Source organism: Mesorhizobium sp. P2_D1 (genome assembly GCF_056404455.1).
The window spans coordinates 44,367-57,658 of the sequence record NZ_JBFUDZ010000038.1; the positions used below are offsets into that span (position 1 = coordinate 44,367).

Below are 13,292 nucleotides of genomic sequence, written 5' to 3' on the forward strand. Positions count from 1 at the left end.
AGCCTGATATCGCCCGGAGAAGCAACCCATGACGCCAGGAATTCGCCCGCTCGTCGCCGGCAACTGGAAAATGAACGGCACCACTGCCTCGCTCAACGAGCTCAGGATGATCGGCAACGGTTTCATGAGTGGGCTCGATGCGGAGACCGAAGCGCTGGTTTGCGTTCCCGCAACCCTGCTTGCCCACGCAGCCGAGATTCTGTCACGCACGCCGGTCCACGCCGGCGGCGAGGATTGCCACACCAAGGAAAGCGGCGCCTACACCGGCTGCATCTCGGCGGAAATGCTGAAGGATGCCGGCGCGAGCCATGTCATCGTCGGCCATTCCGAGTGCCGCGAGCAACGCGGTGAGGATGACGCGACGGTCCAGGCCAAGGCTTCAGCCGCCTGGCGCGCCGGGCTTGTGGCCATCATTTGCATTGGCGAAACGCAGCAGCAGCGTGAAGCGGGCGCCACGCTCGATGTGCTGTCGCGGCAGGTCGCCGGCTCGGTACCGCCAAGCGCCACCCCGTCCAACACCATCATTGCCTATGAGCCAGTGTGGGCGATCGGCACCGGCCTGACGCCGACCGCCGCCGACGTGGCCGAAGCACATGCACATATCCGCGAAAAGCTGTCGGAAAAACTCGACAGCGTCGCGGCCAAGATGCGCATTCTCTATGGCGGCTCGGTCAAGCCTTCCAACGCGGTCGAACTGCTCGGCGTCAGGAATGTCGACGGCGCGCTGGTCGGTGGCGCCAGCCTGAAAGCGGCGGACTTCCTTGCCATCGCCGAGGCTTATCGCAGCATCGCCTAGGGGTGGACAGCGCCGGAAATCGTTGCAAAGGGAGCGTTGCTTCCCATATTCCGGCCACGGGCTTGGAAATGCCATCAAAGCATTGTATTGAGCCGCCTCCAATTCACCGGTCGGTCCGCGACCGGGCAAGGCCTTGCCAGGATAAACTATGGAAACCGTACTGATCGTCATCCATCTCATGGTCGTGCTCGCCCTTGTCGGCGTGGTGCTGCTGCAGCGCTCCGAAGGCGGCGGTCTTGGCATCGGCGGCGGGTCCGGCTTCATGACCGCGCGCGGTGCGGCCAACGCGCTGACGCGTGCGACGGCGATCCTGGCCGCCGCCTTCTTCGCCACGTCGCTGACACTGTCGATCGTCGCCCGCTACGGCGAGAAGCCGATCGACATCCTCGACCGCGTGCCCGCGACATCTGACGGCGCCGGCAAGGGTGTGCTCAACCAATTGCCCGGCACGACCACTCCGGCGCCCGCCGGCAACACCGCGCCGAAGCCGCCGTCCGGCAACGATGCCGCGGCAACGCCTCCGGCGACTGCCCCGGCCATGGCGCCCGCCGCCGGCTCGACTCAGCCCGCGACCAACGGCACCACGCCCGCTGCACCGGCCACCCCGCAGGTCCCGAACCAGTAGTCTCCAGCGCCTGAAGCCGCGATCTGTTGTCGTTTGAACACAGTCGCGGCAAATGCAGCACGATCACGAAGAATCGAGTGCTTGCAATGTGGCGTTACCCTTGAGGCGTCCGCGCTTATTCGACTATAGATTGCGCGCGGCATTTCCGGCGCCCTTGGGGGGCGCTGAGCGACGCCGTGGGCAACAAGCATAGAACGATCGGATCTTCGCCATGCAGCTTCGCAGCTTCATTTTCATGGGACTCTGCGCCGTACTCGGCATGAGTTCCCCGGCTTTCGCCGGCATGCCGGCCAATATGGCCGCAAATCAATCGGCTGAAACAACCAGTGCCATCAACGTCGCCGTCAAGAGTGATGCGGCGCAATTGAAGCTTCTCAAGAAGAAGAAAAGCCCGACACCGGACGATCTCGCCCAGATCAAGAAGATCGAGGCCAAGATCGTTGCCGACAAGGAAGCGGCCAAGGCCAAGGCGCTGGAAGCCAGGAAGCTGGCGATGCGCGAAGCGGCCAAGGCCAAGGCCGAGGCGGAACGGCAAGCGTTCCTCGCCAAGAGGGGCAAGACCGCTTCGGCAACCGAAGTGGCCGACGCCAAGCCTGCCAAGAAGACCGTCAACATCATCGAGCCGATTGCGCCGATCGAACCGATCCAGTCGGCTGAGCCACTCCCCGCCGAAGCGATGAACGTCGCTTTGACCGGAAACAATGGCGAGCTGCGCAGCGAAGTCATCGGCAAGAAGCAGTCGAGCGGCGGCCTGTTCGCCGGCCTCTTCGGCGGCAGCTCCTCGTCTTCGGTCTCATATCTCCCCGAGACACGTGCGCTGGACCAGGCTCTCGCCAAGAAGGAAGCCAAGAAGCAGTTCAAGGTGAAGCCGGAGTTTGTGCCGCAGGACGTGGAATTCACCGGCTACGACGCCGGCACCATTGTCATCGACACCAGCGCTCGCCGCCTCTACCTCGTCGAATCGTCTTCCACCGCTCGCCGCTACGCCATTGCGGTCGGCCGCGAAGGCTTGCAGTTCAAGGGCACGGTCGCGGTCGGCGACAAGCAGGAATGGCCGCGCTGGATCCCGACGCTGGACATGCAGAAGCGCGAGCCGAAGCACTATGGGCAGTACAAGGACGGCATGCCCGGCGGTGGCCAGAACCCGCTGGGCGCCCGCGCCATCTATCTCTATGACGGCAAGAAAGACACGCATCTGCGAATCCACGGCACCATCGCGCCGCAGTCGATCGGAACGAGCGCCTCCAACGGCTGCTTCCGCATGATCAACGAGCACGTCATGGACCTTTACAGCCGCGTCAGGGTAGGCACCAAGGTCGTCATCATCTGACGCCAGCATCCATCATGCCGAAGGGCCGGCCTTTGCCGGCCCTTTTGTTTTGACTTGCCCCAAGCGCGTTGCGTTGAAACGGATTCAATCGACGCGCTTTAGTTCTTTGTTTTGTGCATGTCGTTGTCCCAAAAACTGCTTCGCGCTTTGGGCGACATGCATAGGGGTATCGCGCCTTCTTGGGAAAAAACCTTCGCGGCGGTTTTTTCTCTGGCGGAATCAATCCGGCCGCGTTAAGCGATGACTCCCATGGCGCGATATGTATTCATCACAGGCGGCGTGGTTTCCTCACTTGGAAAAGGCATTGCCGCAGCGGCCCTTGGGGCTCTCTTGCAGGCGCGAGGCTATCGCGCACGCATCAAAAAACTCGACCCCTACCTCAATGTCGATCCAGGCACGATGTCGCCGTACCAGCATGGCGAGGTTTTCGTCACCGATGACGGTGCGGAGACCGATCTCGATCTTGGCCACTATGAGCGCTTCACCGGCCGCTCGGCCAACCAGCAGGACAACATCACAACCGGCCGCATCTACAAGAACATCATCGAGCGCGAACGGCGCGGCGACTATCTCGGTGCCACCGTGCAGGTCATTCCGCACGTTACCGACGAGATCAAGAATTTCGTCCTCAACGGCAATGACGACTATGATTTCGTGCTGTGCGAGATCGGTGGCACGGTCGGCGACATCGAGGCGATGCCGTTCCTCGAGGCGATCCGTCAGCTTGGCAACGACCTGCCGCGCAACAACGCCGTCTACGTGCATCTGACGCTGATGCCCTACATTCCGACGGCGGGTGAGCTGAAAACCAAACCGACCCAGCATTCGGTCAAGGAACTGCGCGGCATCGGCATCGCGCCCGACATTCTGCTGGTTCGCGCCGACCGCGCCATTCCGAAGGAAGAACGCAGAAAACTGTCGCTGTTCTGCAATGTGCGCGAAAGTGCTGTGATCCAGGCGCTCGACGTGCCGCATATCTACGATGTGCCGATGGCCTATCACAAGGAAGGGCTTGATTCGGAAGTGCTGGCCGCGTTCGGCATCGATCCGGCGCCGAAGCCGCGCATGGAGCCCTGGCAGGCAGTATCCAACCGCATCCACAATCCGGAAGGCGAGGTCACCATCGCCGTGGTCGGCAAATACACCGGCCTCAAGGATGCCTACAAATCGTTGATCGAGGCGCTTTCGCATGGCGGCCTGGCCAACCACGTCAAGGTCAAGCTCGACTGGATCGAATCGGAGATCTTCGAAAAGGAAGATCCGACGCCCTGGCTGGAAAAGGTGCACGGCATCCTGGTTCCCGGCGGCTTTGGCGAGCGTGGCTCCGAAGGCAAGATCCTGGCGGCGAAGTTCGCGCGTGAACGCAAGGTGCCGTATTTCGGCATCTGTTTCGGCATGCAGATGGCTTGTATCGAGGCCGCGCGGTCGCTGGCCGGTGTCGAGCATGCCTCATCGACCGAATTCGGCCCAACCGACGAACCGGTGGTCGGGTTGATGACCGAATGGCTGAAAGGCAACATGCTGGAAAAGCGCCGGGAAACCGGTGATCTCGGCGGCACGATGCGGCTCGGCGCCTATCAGGCCGATCTCGCCAAGGGCTCCAAGATCGCCGAGATCTACGGCGATACACAGATTTCCGAGCGCCATCGCCACCGTTACGAAGTCAATGTCGATTACAAGGAGCGGCTTGAGGATTGCGGCCTGGTGTTTGCCGGCATGTCGCCCGATGGCGTGTTGCCGGAGACGGTCGAATACCCCGACCATCCCTGGTTCATCGGCGTTCAGTATCATCCGGAACTGAAAAGCCGGCCGCTAGACCCGCATCCGCTGTTCGCCAGCTTCATCGAGGCGGCAGTGGAACAGAGCCGGCTGGTATAACGACTTCTGGCTGGCTAGAACATGATGCCGAAAAGTGTGAAGCGGTTTTCGGACGACATCATGCCCTATCTCTTTGATTTAGATGCGGATTCAAATTTCAGGTCGATTCGACCTGAAATCGTCCGGCTCTAGCGATGCAGACTTACGTCGCGCTCCTCTACAGCATCATCCTGGGCGAGGGACGGCGGCTCGTCATGGCCGACCTGAAGGCGATGGCGGAAGAGCTCGGCCTTAAGAAGGCTCGCACCTTGGTTGCGACCGGCAACCTGGTCTTCGAGACGCCGGCAACGGCAGTCGCTGATCTGGAGCAACGGCTGGAAGCAGCCTTCGAAAAAACCTTCGGCAGGCATGTCGATATCATCGTGCGCGGTGCTGAGGACTGGCGGACGCTTGCCGCCGGCAATCCGTTCCCGCGTGAGTCCACCGAAGCCGGCGACCAGGTGGCGGTGCGCGTGATGCGCAAACCAGCGCCAGTCGATGCTGTAGCAGCGCTCCAGGCCTATGCCGCCGCGGACGAGAAGGTGCTGTCGGTCGGTGGCGATATCTGGGTCGTCTTCTCGCGCGAGAGGCCGAGTTCGCGACTGCTTTCGGCGACCAACCACAAGCGTCTGGGCATCGGCACGTCGCGCAACTGGAACACGGTGCGCAAACTGGCCGAGATGGTTGGCGCATAGGATCCGGGGCGGCCTTGCACCGCCCCGGACGATGCCTGTCAGGCCTTCGCGGTCTTGGCGCCAGCGCCCAAAGCCGCAGTGCGCAGCACGTAGTAGATGGTGCCGGCGATCCCAACGCCGAAGAACCAGCCATAGACACCCCACCAGGACGGCAGCCAGTTGGTGAAGTTGGGCAGGATCGACGAGAAGATGGCGCCGATGCCGGCGGCGATGAAGGCATTGACGTGCCAGCCGCCCTGGAAGCGGAACTCGCCGTCCTCGCGATAGAGTGCTTCGACGTCGACCTCACCTTTGCGGATCAGATAGTAGTCGACCATCATCACCCCGAAGATCGGTCCCATCGTCGCGCCGATGATGTTGACGAAGGAGGCGGCACTGCCTTCCCACGGCGCGAAGGGATAGAGCACCAGCGCGATCAGCGCCGCGATATAGCCGCCCTTCTTGAAGTCGATCTGCCTGGGAAAGACGTTTGAGAAGTCGAAGGCCGGCGACACGAAGTTGGCGACGACGTTGATGCCAAGCGTCGCCACGGCGAAGGTCAGGGCCGCAAGGGCTGCCAGGTACCAGCTGTCGAATTTCGCCGAGATCTGGTCGGGGTGCAGCAGCACTTCGTGATAGACGTCGTAGGCGGCAATGGTGGTGACGCCGGCGACAAGCGAGAACAGGATGAGGTTGACCGGCAGGCCCCAGATGTTGCCCTTGCGCAGCGACGCCTGATCGGGCGCATAGCGGGCGAAATCGCAGAAGTTGAGATAGAGCGCCGAAAAATAGGTCACCCAGATCGCGGCCACCGCAAACAGCGCGGTCCACGAGCCCGGCGTGCCCGGCACGCCCGCATCCTTGGTCTTCTCCAACAACACGTCCATCGGGATGTCGCTGGTGAAGGCGAAGGTTCCGGATTTGACGCACAGGTAAACCGCCAGGATCAGCATCATCACCCAGACCGCCGGACCCGCCCAATCCTGGAAGCGGCGCACCGTCTCCATGCCGCGCTGGATGATCAGAAGCTGCAGCGCCCAGATAACGACGAAGCAGATCACTTGCAGGCCGGAATGACCGAGGAAATGCGAGTTGGCGTTGAGATCGGCGAACCATTGCGAGCGAATCAAGAGTGCCACGATGGCGCCGGAGGCTGCCGACGTCTGCGCGCCGTACCAGAAGCAGGCGACGATGGCGCGCACCAGCGCCGGTATGTTGGCGCCCCAGATGCCGAATGAGGCGCGGGCGAGCACGGGATAGGGCACGCCAGTCTTCACGCCGGCATAACCGACCATGTTCATCAGCGCGTAGATGATCAGCGAACCGATGCCGATGGCGATTATGAAGTTGACGAAGCCACCACAGAACAGGAACAGGCTGGCAGCCAGGTAGTAGCCCCAGAGGCTGTGAACGTCCGACGTCCAGACGTTGAAGATCGAGAATGGTCCCCAGTTTCGAATTTTGGCCGGAGCCAGATCCTCGTTGTACAGATCAGGTGAAGCACCCTGTATTGTCATTGCAAAGTTCCCCTTTTGCAGCACGCGCCCTCACGCGTTGGCCGCACGCAGGGTAAGCTTGACGCTGGGGAACGGACAAGCAACCTATTTGCCGGCTTTGGCCTTAAAGATATTCAATGAGAACTGCGATTATCGACGGGGCGCAATGGTGGGCCGCGTTTGCCGGTCGAATGATTCGAAATTCGGCATATGGCGATTTTTTATGATTCCGCTTCTTTACACGGAACCAAACCGTGGATGGTACGTTTCGTAAGGTTCGATCGCGTGCATCGCGGTCAACCGGGAGGAAATAATGGATTATCTGCACTTCTTTTCGCCTGTGCGGATTTCGCGCGGGCAGGGGTATCCTGCTGAGGAAATCGATAGTGTTGCCGAGGCCATGGTGTTCTTGAGGAAATGGCCGACAGGACGGCGCGGTCCAGTCTATCAGTGCGCGCTCAATTGCTGCTCGGCCGCCCTGTCGGGCCAGATGTCGCCCGAGGAAGCAAGGAAAGCGTTCACAGGCTTTGCCCGCATCACGCGCCTTCTCGACGATGACATGGCGTTGCCCGCAGCCAGCGAAAGCATGGCAAAGGTGTACGCGCTGCGGCGGTAAGGGCCTGTTGTCTTGACGGTCATGCGAGGGTCTCGCGCCGTGACGGCGCGGGTTTTGGTTTGAGATGTGCTCCGAAAATCACTGGTCGAAAGCTCCTCCGGATCAGGCGCTTGCCTCAGGTGGCTCAGGTGACGGAATAACGGTCGATCACCCATAACCAGCTGCCATCGCCTTGCCTCCGGGCAACCTCGCTGGTCACGTCGCCGTCGGGAAGTCGGGTCGAGGTCAGGGCAAGGTCGCCGCAAACGAGCGCCGGCCGCTGCTCGCCCACGGCAAATTTCCGTCCGGACGCGACGATCTCCGCATAATAGCTGCGAATGGCGTCCTTGCCGCGCAGCAAATTTCCGCCGCCGCAGTCGATCACCGCATCGGGTTCGAATAAGGCCGTCATGCCGTCGACATCGCCCGCATGCTGCCGCGAAACCAACAGGGGCTCCAGTTGCTGGGGATCGTAGACAGGCTTTCTGTCGGCTGTGTCGTCCACTCTGGCCTCCGCACGTCATCCAGTCGGAACCTTATCGCAAAAGCTCTAGGCGTGTCGGACCAGGGACTAGAGTAAGCAGGTTGCACCCGTAGCTCAGTTGGACAAAGCGCTGCCCTTGCAAGGTGGAGGCCAAACGTTCGAATCGTGTCGGGTGCGCCACTTCGGTATAAAACTGGGAACCTCGACGCGTTGCGCGAGCGCATGCAAATGGTCTCGCCAGTACTTTCCATCTTCGTTCTGCAACTGGCGGCTACACGGCCGAAACAAATGCATATCCGTGCCCCTCTTTGACTATTCTGCCGATGCCTGGTCGTCCTAGGTGGGCGCCGGCTAGCCAAGTATTTGCCCCCGCTGCGTCTTGGAGCAGCTCGATCCGGCTAGCCCTCGCCATGGACTCGTCAGCGTCATAGGCCCAAGTAAGCTCGGGACGAGCAAACTGTGCAGCAGGAACGTGGATCAGGTCGCCGCAGAATAAGATATCGTCCTCGCCAGTGCTGAGGAGATAACCCATATGGCCCGGAGCATGTCCGGGTATCGTCACCGCCAGCAAATGCTCGTCCAGCCGGTCTCCTCCACTGATTGGGGCCAGGAGTGGCCGAAAATCCGCTAGTCGTGGCTCGGCGAGGAAATCCTCAACGGCGTCCTCCCCAATCACGATCTTGCTCAAGTTTCTGAATGCTCGCCGCCCGTCAGGCGCAAGAAGACCGTTGATGTGGTCGCCATGGGCATGGGTGAGGGYGACCATCGTGATGGATGATGTGTCGATGCCTGCCTCGAACATGGCCTCCTCGAGGTGGCCCATGGACGGCTCCCAACTTCCCCCCGCCCCACAATCTATCAAGATGCGGTCGATGCCGGAGCGATCGAGCAAGAAGCAGTTGACCGAAAGTCGAACGAGCCCCTCTTCCCGTTGAGGCGATGCTGTCTGCGTATATATCTTGTCGTTCGGATCTCTGAGCAATTGGGCCGGCAGGTCGACATATCCGTCGGAGAGCGACCAAACCTTCGATGATCCCGAAGCACAGGCCATGGTGTTGGCGCTTTGAGACAGCAATTTCACGGGGCAACCTGTCATGCGGGGGGAATTTAATCTTCTAGTACGGGACTTGAAGCCGTTACGTTTTCGAGGTCACCACCTTCTGAACGATCTTCCAGGTTCCGTTGACCTTCAAGCATGACAGGAGGTCCGTGAAGTGGTGTGGCGGTACCCGCAATCTTACCTTCAGAAGCGCGAGGTCTCTCTCGACGTCAATTGATAGGATCTCGTCGTCACGCTCCACGCCTTGTTGTTTTGGAGCTTTTGTGTTGCGGACAACTGCAAGCCATATCGCAACCGGCGTCACGCCCACGTCGCCGTCGTCGGCGACCTTCGTCACGGAGCTCGAGGGATGAAATACGGATGCAAATTTCCCAGCATCCATTTCATAGGCGGCGTCAAAATAGGTCTGTGCCAGGGTGCGCAAAGCGCGAACATCGGTATCCATGGGTCACCTCGTTGTTACGTCCAACCATTCCATACACGCGGCAATCGCGTGACGAGCATCAGGCAAGCCGGAGTCGACTTTCTGTCGGTCAAACCTAGGACAAGGGCACTTATGAGACTAGATATGCTGCACAGGATGGTGTCATGAGTGAGATTCATAAATCATGGGAAATGAGCTGAATGAACTCGCCGCGTTTGCAATCGTCGCCAGCGAGCGAAGCTTTACACATGCTGCCGCGAAGCTGGGCGTCTCCCAGTCCGCCCTGAGCCACACCATCCGGAGACTTGAGCAGCGGCTGGAGCTCCAGCTTCTTGCTCGGACCACCAAGAGTGTAGCGCCAACCGCTGCGGGCGCAGCTCTTTTGAAGGAGCTGTCTCCGGCGCTTGAGCAAATTACTCGTGCGCTAGACAAAGCCCGAAGCGTTCGCCACCGACCTGCGGGACGTCTTAGAATTGTGATGTCACGGTCGGCTGCGACGATGGTGTTGTTGCCGAGGCTCACAGCATTCGCCGAGGCTTACCCTGACGTCGTTCTTGACGTTGTCACTGTCACTGGTCCCGTCGACATCGTCGCGGGCGAGTTCGATGCCGGTATTCAACTCGGCGAGTATATTCAAAAGGACATGATCGCGGTGCGCGTCTCGCAGGAGTTGCGTTTGGCGGTAGTGGGATCGCCCGGCTATTTTGCGTCACGAAGCATTCCTCGGAAGCCCAAGGATCTAAATGATCATCGATGTCTAAACCTGCGTCTTCCGAACGGTCCGTATCGGTGGCAGTTCGAGCAGGGACGCAAGGCGATCACAATCGGTGTGAACGGCCCGCTCGTAATCGACGATACCAACCTGGTGATTCAGGCGGCGCTCACCGGAGCCGGCCTTGGGCTCGCTTATGAAGAGCAGGTTGCGGGGCATGTTGCTGAGCACCGCCTCATTCGAGTGCTTGAGAACTGGACGCCCCCCATTCCCGGCTTCTTCATGTACTACCCCAACCGCGAGATGCGCGAACGCCTTTGGGAGCGCGTTCAGCAGCACGCCGGCATGGCGCCGAAGGGGATGAAGCGTCCGGCGACGCTATGGGTCAAGCCGGGCATGCGGCACGCCTCTTTGCAGGATTTCCGGGAAGAATAAGCAAGCGCGGAAGTGATTTTCTCTACCATTGGATATCGGAGCATTTACCGGATCATCCGATTATGCACCCGGTTCTGCTGGTGATCGATATGACTGTCGACGCGAAACGGGCGGCCGAAACCCAAGGCATTCCCGGCCGAGAGATCGATGAAGAGATTCGCACGATCTACGAATTCATCATGCAAGGGTTGCGCTAACTGCTTAGCTCCTACCTATGGCAGAGAGGAAGGGAACGTTTAGAGCATTCTAATAGTTGTTTAGTCAGCAGGGGCAGCCAACATTTCCCCGGCAAGTCCCTGTGATCCCTAGGGACGGCCCGCCGCTGCCGTGCGGCGGGTTCTTAAAGGTTAGGGGAACCTAATATCGGTAAGCAGCTTCTTTGAGGATGAGCACACGCGGCGTCTACTTCCTAGACCAATGGCTGAGCAACAATGTCCCTGAGATGACGAAGGCCAATGTCCACAAGCTGATTGCTGACGCCAAGGTGATCGGGATCAGGCGGGAAGAGATCGACGGGGAAGTCGACAGCGATCCTCGATGCCATCGTACAGTACGAGCCTGGCTCCCCGGAATAAGCTTCGAGCCTTGGCCATGCGTCGCTTCGAGAGCGACTGCCACAGGTTCGCTTCCTCGATGAACCCACTCTCGAAGGCATCAATGACTTCGGCGGCAAGCAGACTTCTCTGCTCCCCATCCTTCAGGGCCAAACAGCGCTCTTGGCACAGTTGGTTGAATACCCGCTGGATAATTTCCAAATCGGCAGGCGCGAATATGCTGCTGAATTTTGTGAAGGGCATGACGCTCTCCTTCCCACTCATGGCGGACCGATAGCTTACGGCCGGCGGTGGTTTGCAAAGGCTAGCAGGGTCCGCAGGATGTGAGTGTTCCTTACGGAACATGGACACGGTGCGTACGGAACATGGGTAGGCCCTAGCGCTTGGTCGCGTCTGCCATATCAGCGAGAGGTATCAGGGTTCGGGCGTCCTTGAGCATTCGCAAGGCTTCCTCTTTGGTGAGGCCGAACTTGCGGGAATAATATACCGCCTCGGTCGCCATTTCGCGATCACGCGGAGATTCTGCGGCCGGGTAGCGCTGCCTATTTGCGCACAATCCAATCCAAAATGCTCTGGTCTGTGACCTCTGTCCCAGTCCATGCACGCACGAAAGCCGCGGCGTGATCGCGCTGCCGATCTTCCGGTACGTTCTCTTCCACTATCGATTTTCGGAACGCCTCGCGAATTACATCGCAATCAAAGGCGGATATGGGATTGGAATCGGAATTGATTAAGGCTTGGGCCACAGGAGCCTCCCGCGTCAATCTGTTGAGGCGGGAGCACCTGAGTTGACTTCCAAGCGCCCGTTTGCCGAGCAAGGTGTGGGCGACTTGTGAAGTATACGCTTCCGGACAGGATTAGCGAGTCATTCCGGCGAAGGAACCATTTGCCTCTGCCCTGTCGTTGGGTCGTCAAGGGACACGATGATGACTGACTAAGGGCAAAGCGCCTAGCAAGCCGGACGATGTCGTGCGTCGCCTGGTCAATGAAACTGGCATTACGGAAACGCAAGCCCGCGAGCTAATCGCATTCTTGGGTGCGCATGCTGGGCTTCGCTATTGCGGGAAGCGTAAACCGTAGGGTCGCCGCTGGGCTTACGCCATTCCCATGGCTTGTCAAATAAACCAACCCACAAGCCGCGATTCGCTGCCTTTGCTTCCTTCTCAGCCCGAACATAGAAGCCGGCGCTGTATCTTGGCCAGTCCAACGCATAGCCTTGGCGGACCATCCATTCCTTCGGCGGTGCAGACGGCAACCGTGCGTTTCCAGCGCCCAAATTCTGGTCTATGCGAGCAACGACCGCCCTTCGATTCGACAGCAGCGGACTTCGTGATCTGACAGCTCAATCGCTCCGACAGCGAGGTTTCTCGGTGACCTGTGCAGCAGGGGGCGCCGAGGCGCTGGCGGCTATTGAAAGGACGCCACATGATTTCGACGTGATCGTGTCACAGACTTCGCTATGCCAATGGTATCCGGAGTGGAGGTCATTCGGTTTGCGCGCAATCTACGCTCGGATTGGCCAGCGGTAATCATAACCGGGTACGCTGATGCGAGTGCGATTGCCGATCGTCCCTCGGACGTCCCGCTGCTAAGCAAGCCATTCCGCGAAAAGGATCTCATCGAGAGGCATGGGCGATCACGTGAAAGATCAGCTCCAAGGCGGTCAAGGCAGGATAGGGCAATCGGGTCCGCCACTTAACCAATCACGGCCCGGACTTGCGTGTTCGGGCCGATCCATATGAGGGCCCAAAGCGGAACTTGTCCACGAGAGGCTCGTTGTGACTGTGCATAGATGCCGCGCCCAGCCGCCTTGCAACGGGTTTTAGCCGAGCGCGGCGTGCATCAAATGAAACGCACAAGGAAACATATCATGATCCGCAAACTTTTGACCACCACCGCCGTGGTCACGCTCCTGTCATCAGGTCTGCTGGTATCGGGCGCCCATTCTGAAGATGCCACCAAGCCTGCCAACGCTGCTGCAGCCGAGCCTGTTGCGGTACCCGACGGGAGCCTCGTGAGCAAGATCATGGGTACTGCGGTCTACAACAGTGCTGCAGACAATGCCGAGAAGATCGGCGACGTTAATGACATTGTTCTGGCCAAGGACGGTAAAGCCAAGTTCATCATCATTGGTGTCGGAGGTTTCCTGGGCATTGGCGAAAAGAACGTCGCTTATGATTTCAGCAAGGCCGAATGGGTTGAGAAGAACGGCAGCCGGTGGTTGGTCGCCAAGACGACAAAGGAAGATCT

At 59.7% G+C, this 13,292-nt stretch carries 14 protein-coding genes and 1 tRNA gene; 10 read left to right on the forward strand and 5 right to left on the reverse strand.

The window, feature by feature from the left end; translation table 11 throughout:
- Positions 1-28 precede the first annotated feature (28 nt).
- From tpiA to AC1D0I_RS23710, 5 genes are all read left to right on the forward strand, one after another.
- Positions 29-796 carry a triose-phosphate isomerase gene (gene tpiA / locus AC1D0I_RS23690; RefSeq protein WP_457152009.1) on the forward strand — a complete coding sequence of 256 codons (768 nt, stop codon included), beginning with the start codon at positions 29-31 and terminating at the stop codon, positions 794-796.
- A gap of 148 nt (positions 797-944) precedes the next feature.
- The gene (gene secG, locus AC1D0I_RS23695; RefSeq protein ID WP_457152008.1) at positions 945-1,421 is read left to right on the forward strand and encodes a preprotein translocase subunit SecG; all 477 of its coding nucleotides are present in this window, start codon (positions 945-947) and stop codon (positions 1,419-1,421) included.
- 211 nt (positions 1,422-1,632) lie between these two features.
- Positions 1,633-2,751 (forward strand): L,D-transpeptidase, encoded by a 1,119-nt coding sequence (locus AC1D0I_RS23700; protein WP_095081393.1) that lies wholly within the window; start codon positions 1,633-1,635, stop codon positions 2,749-2,751.
- Between the two features lie 240 nt (positions 2,752-2,991).
- A complete protein-coding gene (locus tag AC1D0I_RS23705) occupies positions 2,992-4,629 on the forward strand; it encodes a CTP synthase (RefSeq protein ID WP_111546553.1) in 1,638 nt (545 codons plus the stop codon).
- Positions 4,630-4,763: 134 nt separating this feature from the next.
- On the forward strand, positions 4,764-5,303 hold the full coding sequence (locus AC1D0I_RS23710; protein WP_477398124.1) for a DUF1697 domain-containing protein: 540 nt from the start codon (positions 4,764-4,766) through the stop codon (positions 5,301-5,303).
- A 38-nt stretch (positions 5,304-5,341) separates the two neighbouring features.
- On the opposite strand, the gene AC1D0I_RS23715 is transcribed toward AC1D0I_RS23710, so the two are convergent.
- Positions 5,342-6,799 (reverse strand): NCS1 family nucleobase:cation symporter-1, encoded by a 1,458-nt coding sequence (locus AC1D0I_RS23715; protein WP_477398126.1) that lies wholly within the window; start codon positions 6,797-6,799, stop codon positions 5,342-5,344.
- 292 nt (positions 6,800-7,091) lie between these two features.
- Between AC1D0I_RS23715 and AC1D0I_RS23720 the strand changes: the two genes are divergently transcribed.
- Complete coding sequence (locus tag AC1D0I_RS23720; RefSeq protein WP_477288674.1) at positions 7,092-7,394, forward strand: DUF982 domain-containing protein; 303 nt, start codon at positions 7,092-7,094, stop codon at positions 7,392-7,394.
- Positions 7,395-7,518: 124 nt separating this feature from the next.
- On the opposite strand, the gene AC1D0I_RS23725 is transcribed toward AC1D0I_RS23720, so the two are convergent.
- Entirely contained in the window at positions 7,519-7,878 is a 360-nt protein-coding gene (locus AC1D0I_RS23725) for a YybH family protein (RefSeq protein WP_477398128.1), read from the reverse strand.
- An 82-nt stretch (positions 7,879-7,960) separates the two neighbouring features.
- Between AC1D0I_RS23725 and AC1D0I_RS23730 the strand changes: the two genes are divergently transcribed.
- Positions 7,961-8,037: transfer RNA gene (locus AC1D0I_RS23730), tRNA-Ala, on the forward strand.
- A gap of 91 nt (positions 8,038-8,128) precedes the next feature.
- Here the strand turns inward: AC1D0I_RS23730 and AC1D0I_RS23735 are convergent.
- Together AC1D0I_RS23735 and AC1D0I_RS23740 are read right to left on the reverse strand one after the other, a co-directional pair.
- Entirely contained in the window at positions 8,129-8,938 is an 810-nt protein-coding gene (locus AC1D0I_RS23735; RefSeq protein WP_477398130.1) for an MBL fold metallo-hydrolase, read from the reverse strand.
- Between the two features lie 55 nt (positions 8,939-8,993).
- The gene (locus AC1D0I_RS23740; protein WP_477304106.1) at positions 8,994-9,362 is read right to left on the reverse strand and encodes a nuclear transport factor 2 family protein; all 369 of its coding nucleotides are present in this window, start codon (positions 9,360-9,362) and stop codon (positions 8,994-8,996) included.
- Between the two features lie 163 nt (positions 9,363-9,525).
- On the opposite strand from AC1D0I_RS23740, the gene AC1D0I_RS23745 reads away from it, so the two are divergent.
- Both AC1D0I_RS23745 and AC1D0I_RS23750 read left to right on the forward strand, forming a co-directional pair.
- Positions 9,526-10,488, forward strand: coding sequence for a LysR substrate-binding domain-containing protein (locus tag AC1D0I_RS23745; RefSeq protein WP_477398132.1), 963 nt, complete (start codon positions 9,526-9,528; stop codon positions 10,486-10,488).
- A 62-nt stretch (positions 10,489-10,550) separates the two neighbouring features.
- Positions 10,551-10,685 carry a hypothetical protein gene (locus tag AC1D0I_RS23750; RefSeq protein WP_477344501.1) on the forward strand — a complete coding sequence of 45 codons (135 nt, stop codon included), beginning with the start codon at positions 10,551-10,553 and terminating at the stop codon, positions 10,683-10,685.
- 297 nt (positions 10,686-10,982) lie between these two features.
- Here the strand turns inward: AC1D0I_RS23750 and AC1D0I_RS23755 are convergent, their stop codons facing one another.
- Positions 10,983-11,285: a hypothetical protein gene (locus AC1D0I_RS23755; protein ID WP_477344503.1), complete on the reverse strand. Its 303-nt coding sequence runs from the start codon at positions 11,283-11,285 to the stop codon at positions 10,983-10,985.
- Positions 11,286-12,912: 1,627 nt separating this feature from the next.
- On the opposite strand from AC1D0I_RS23755, the gene AC1D0I_RS23760 reads away from it, so the two are divergent.
- Positions 12,913-13,292: PRC-barrel domain-containing protein (locus AC1D0I_RS23760; RefSeq protein ID WP_477398134.1), on the forward strand; the 380-nt coding region annotated here is incomplete at its 3' end.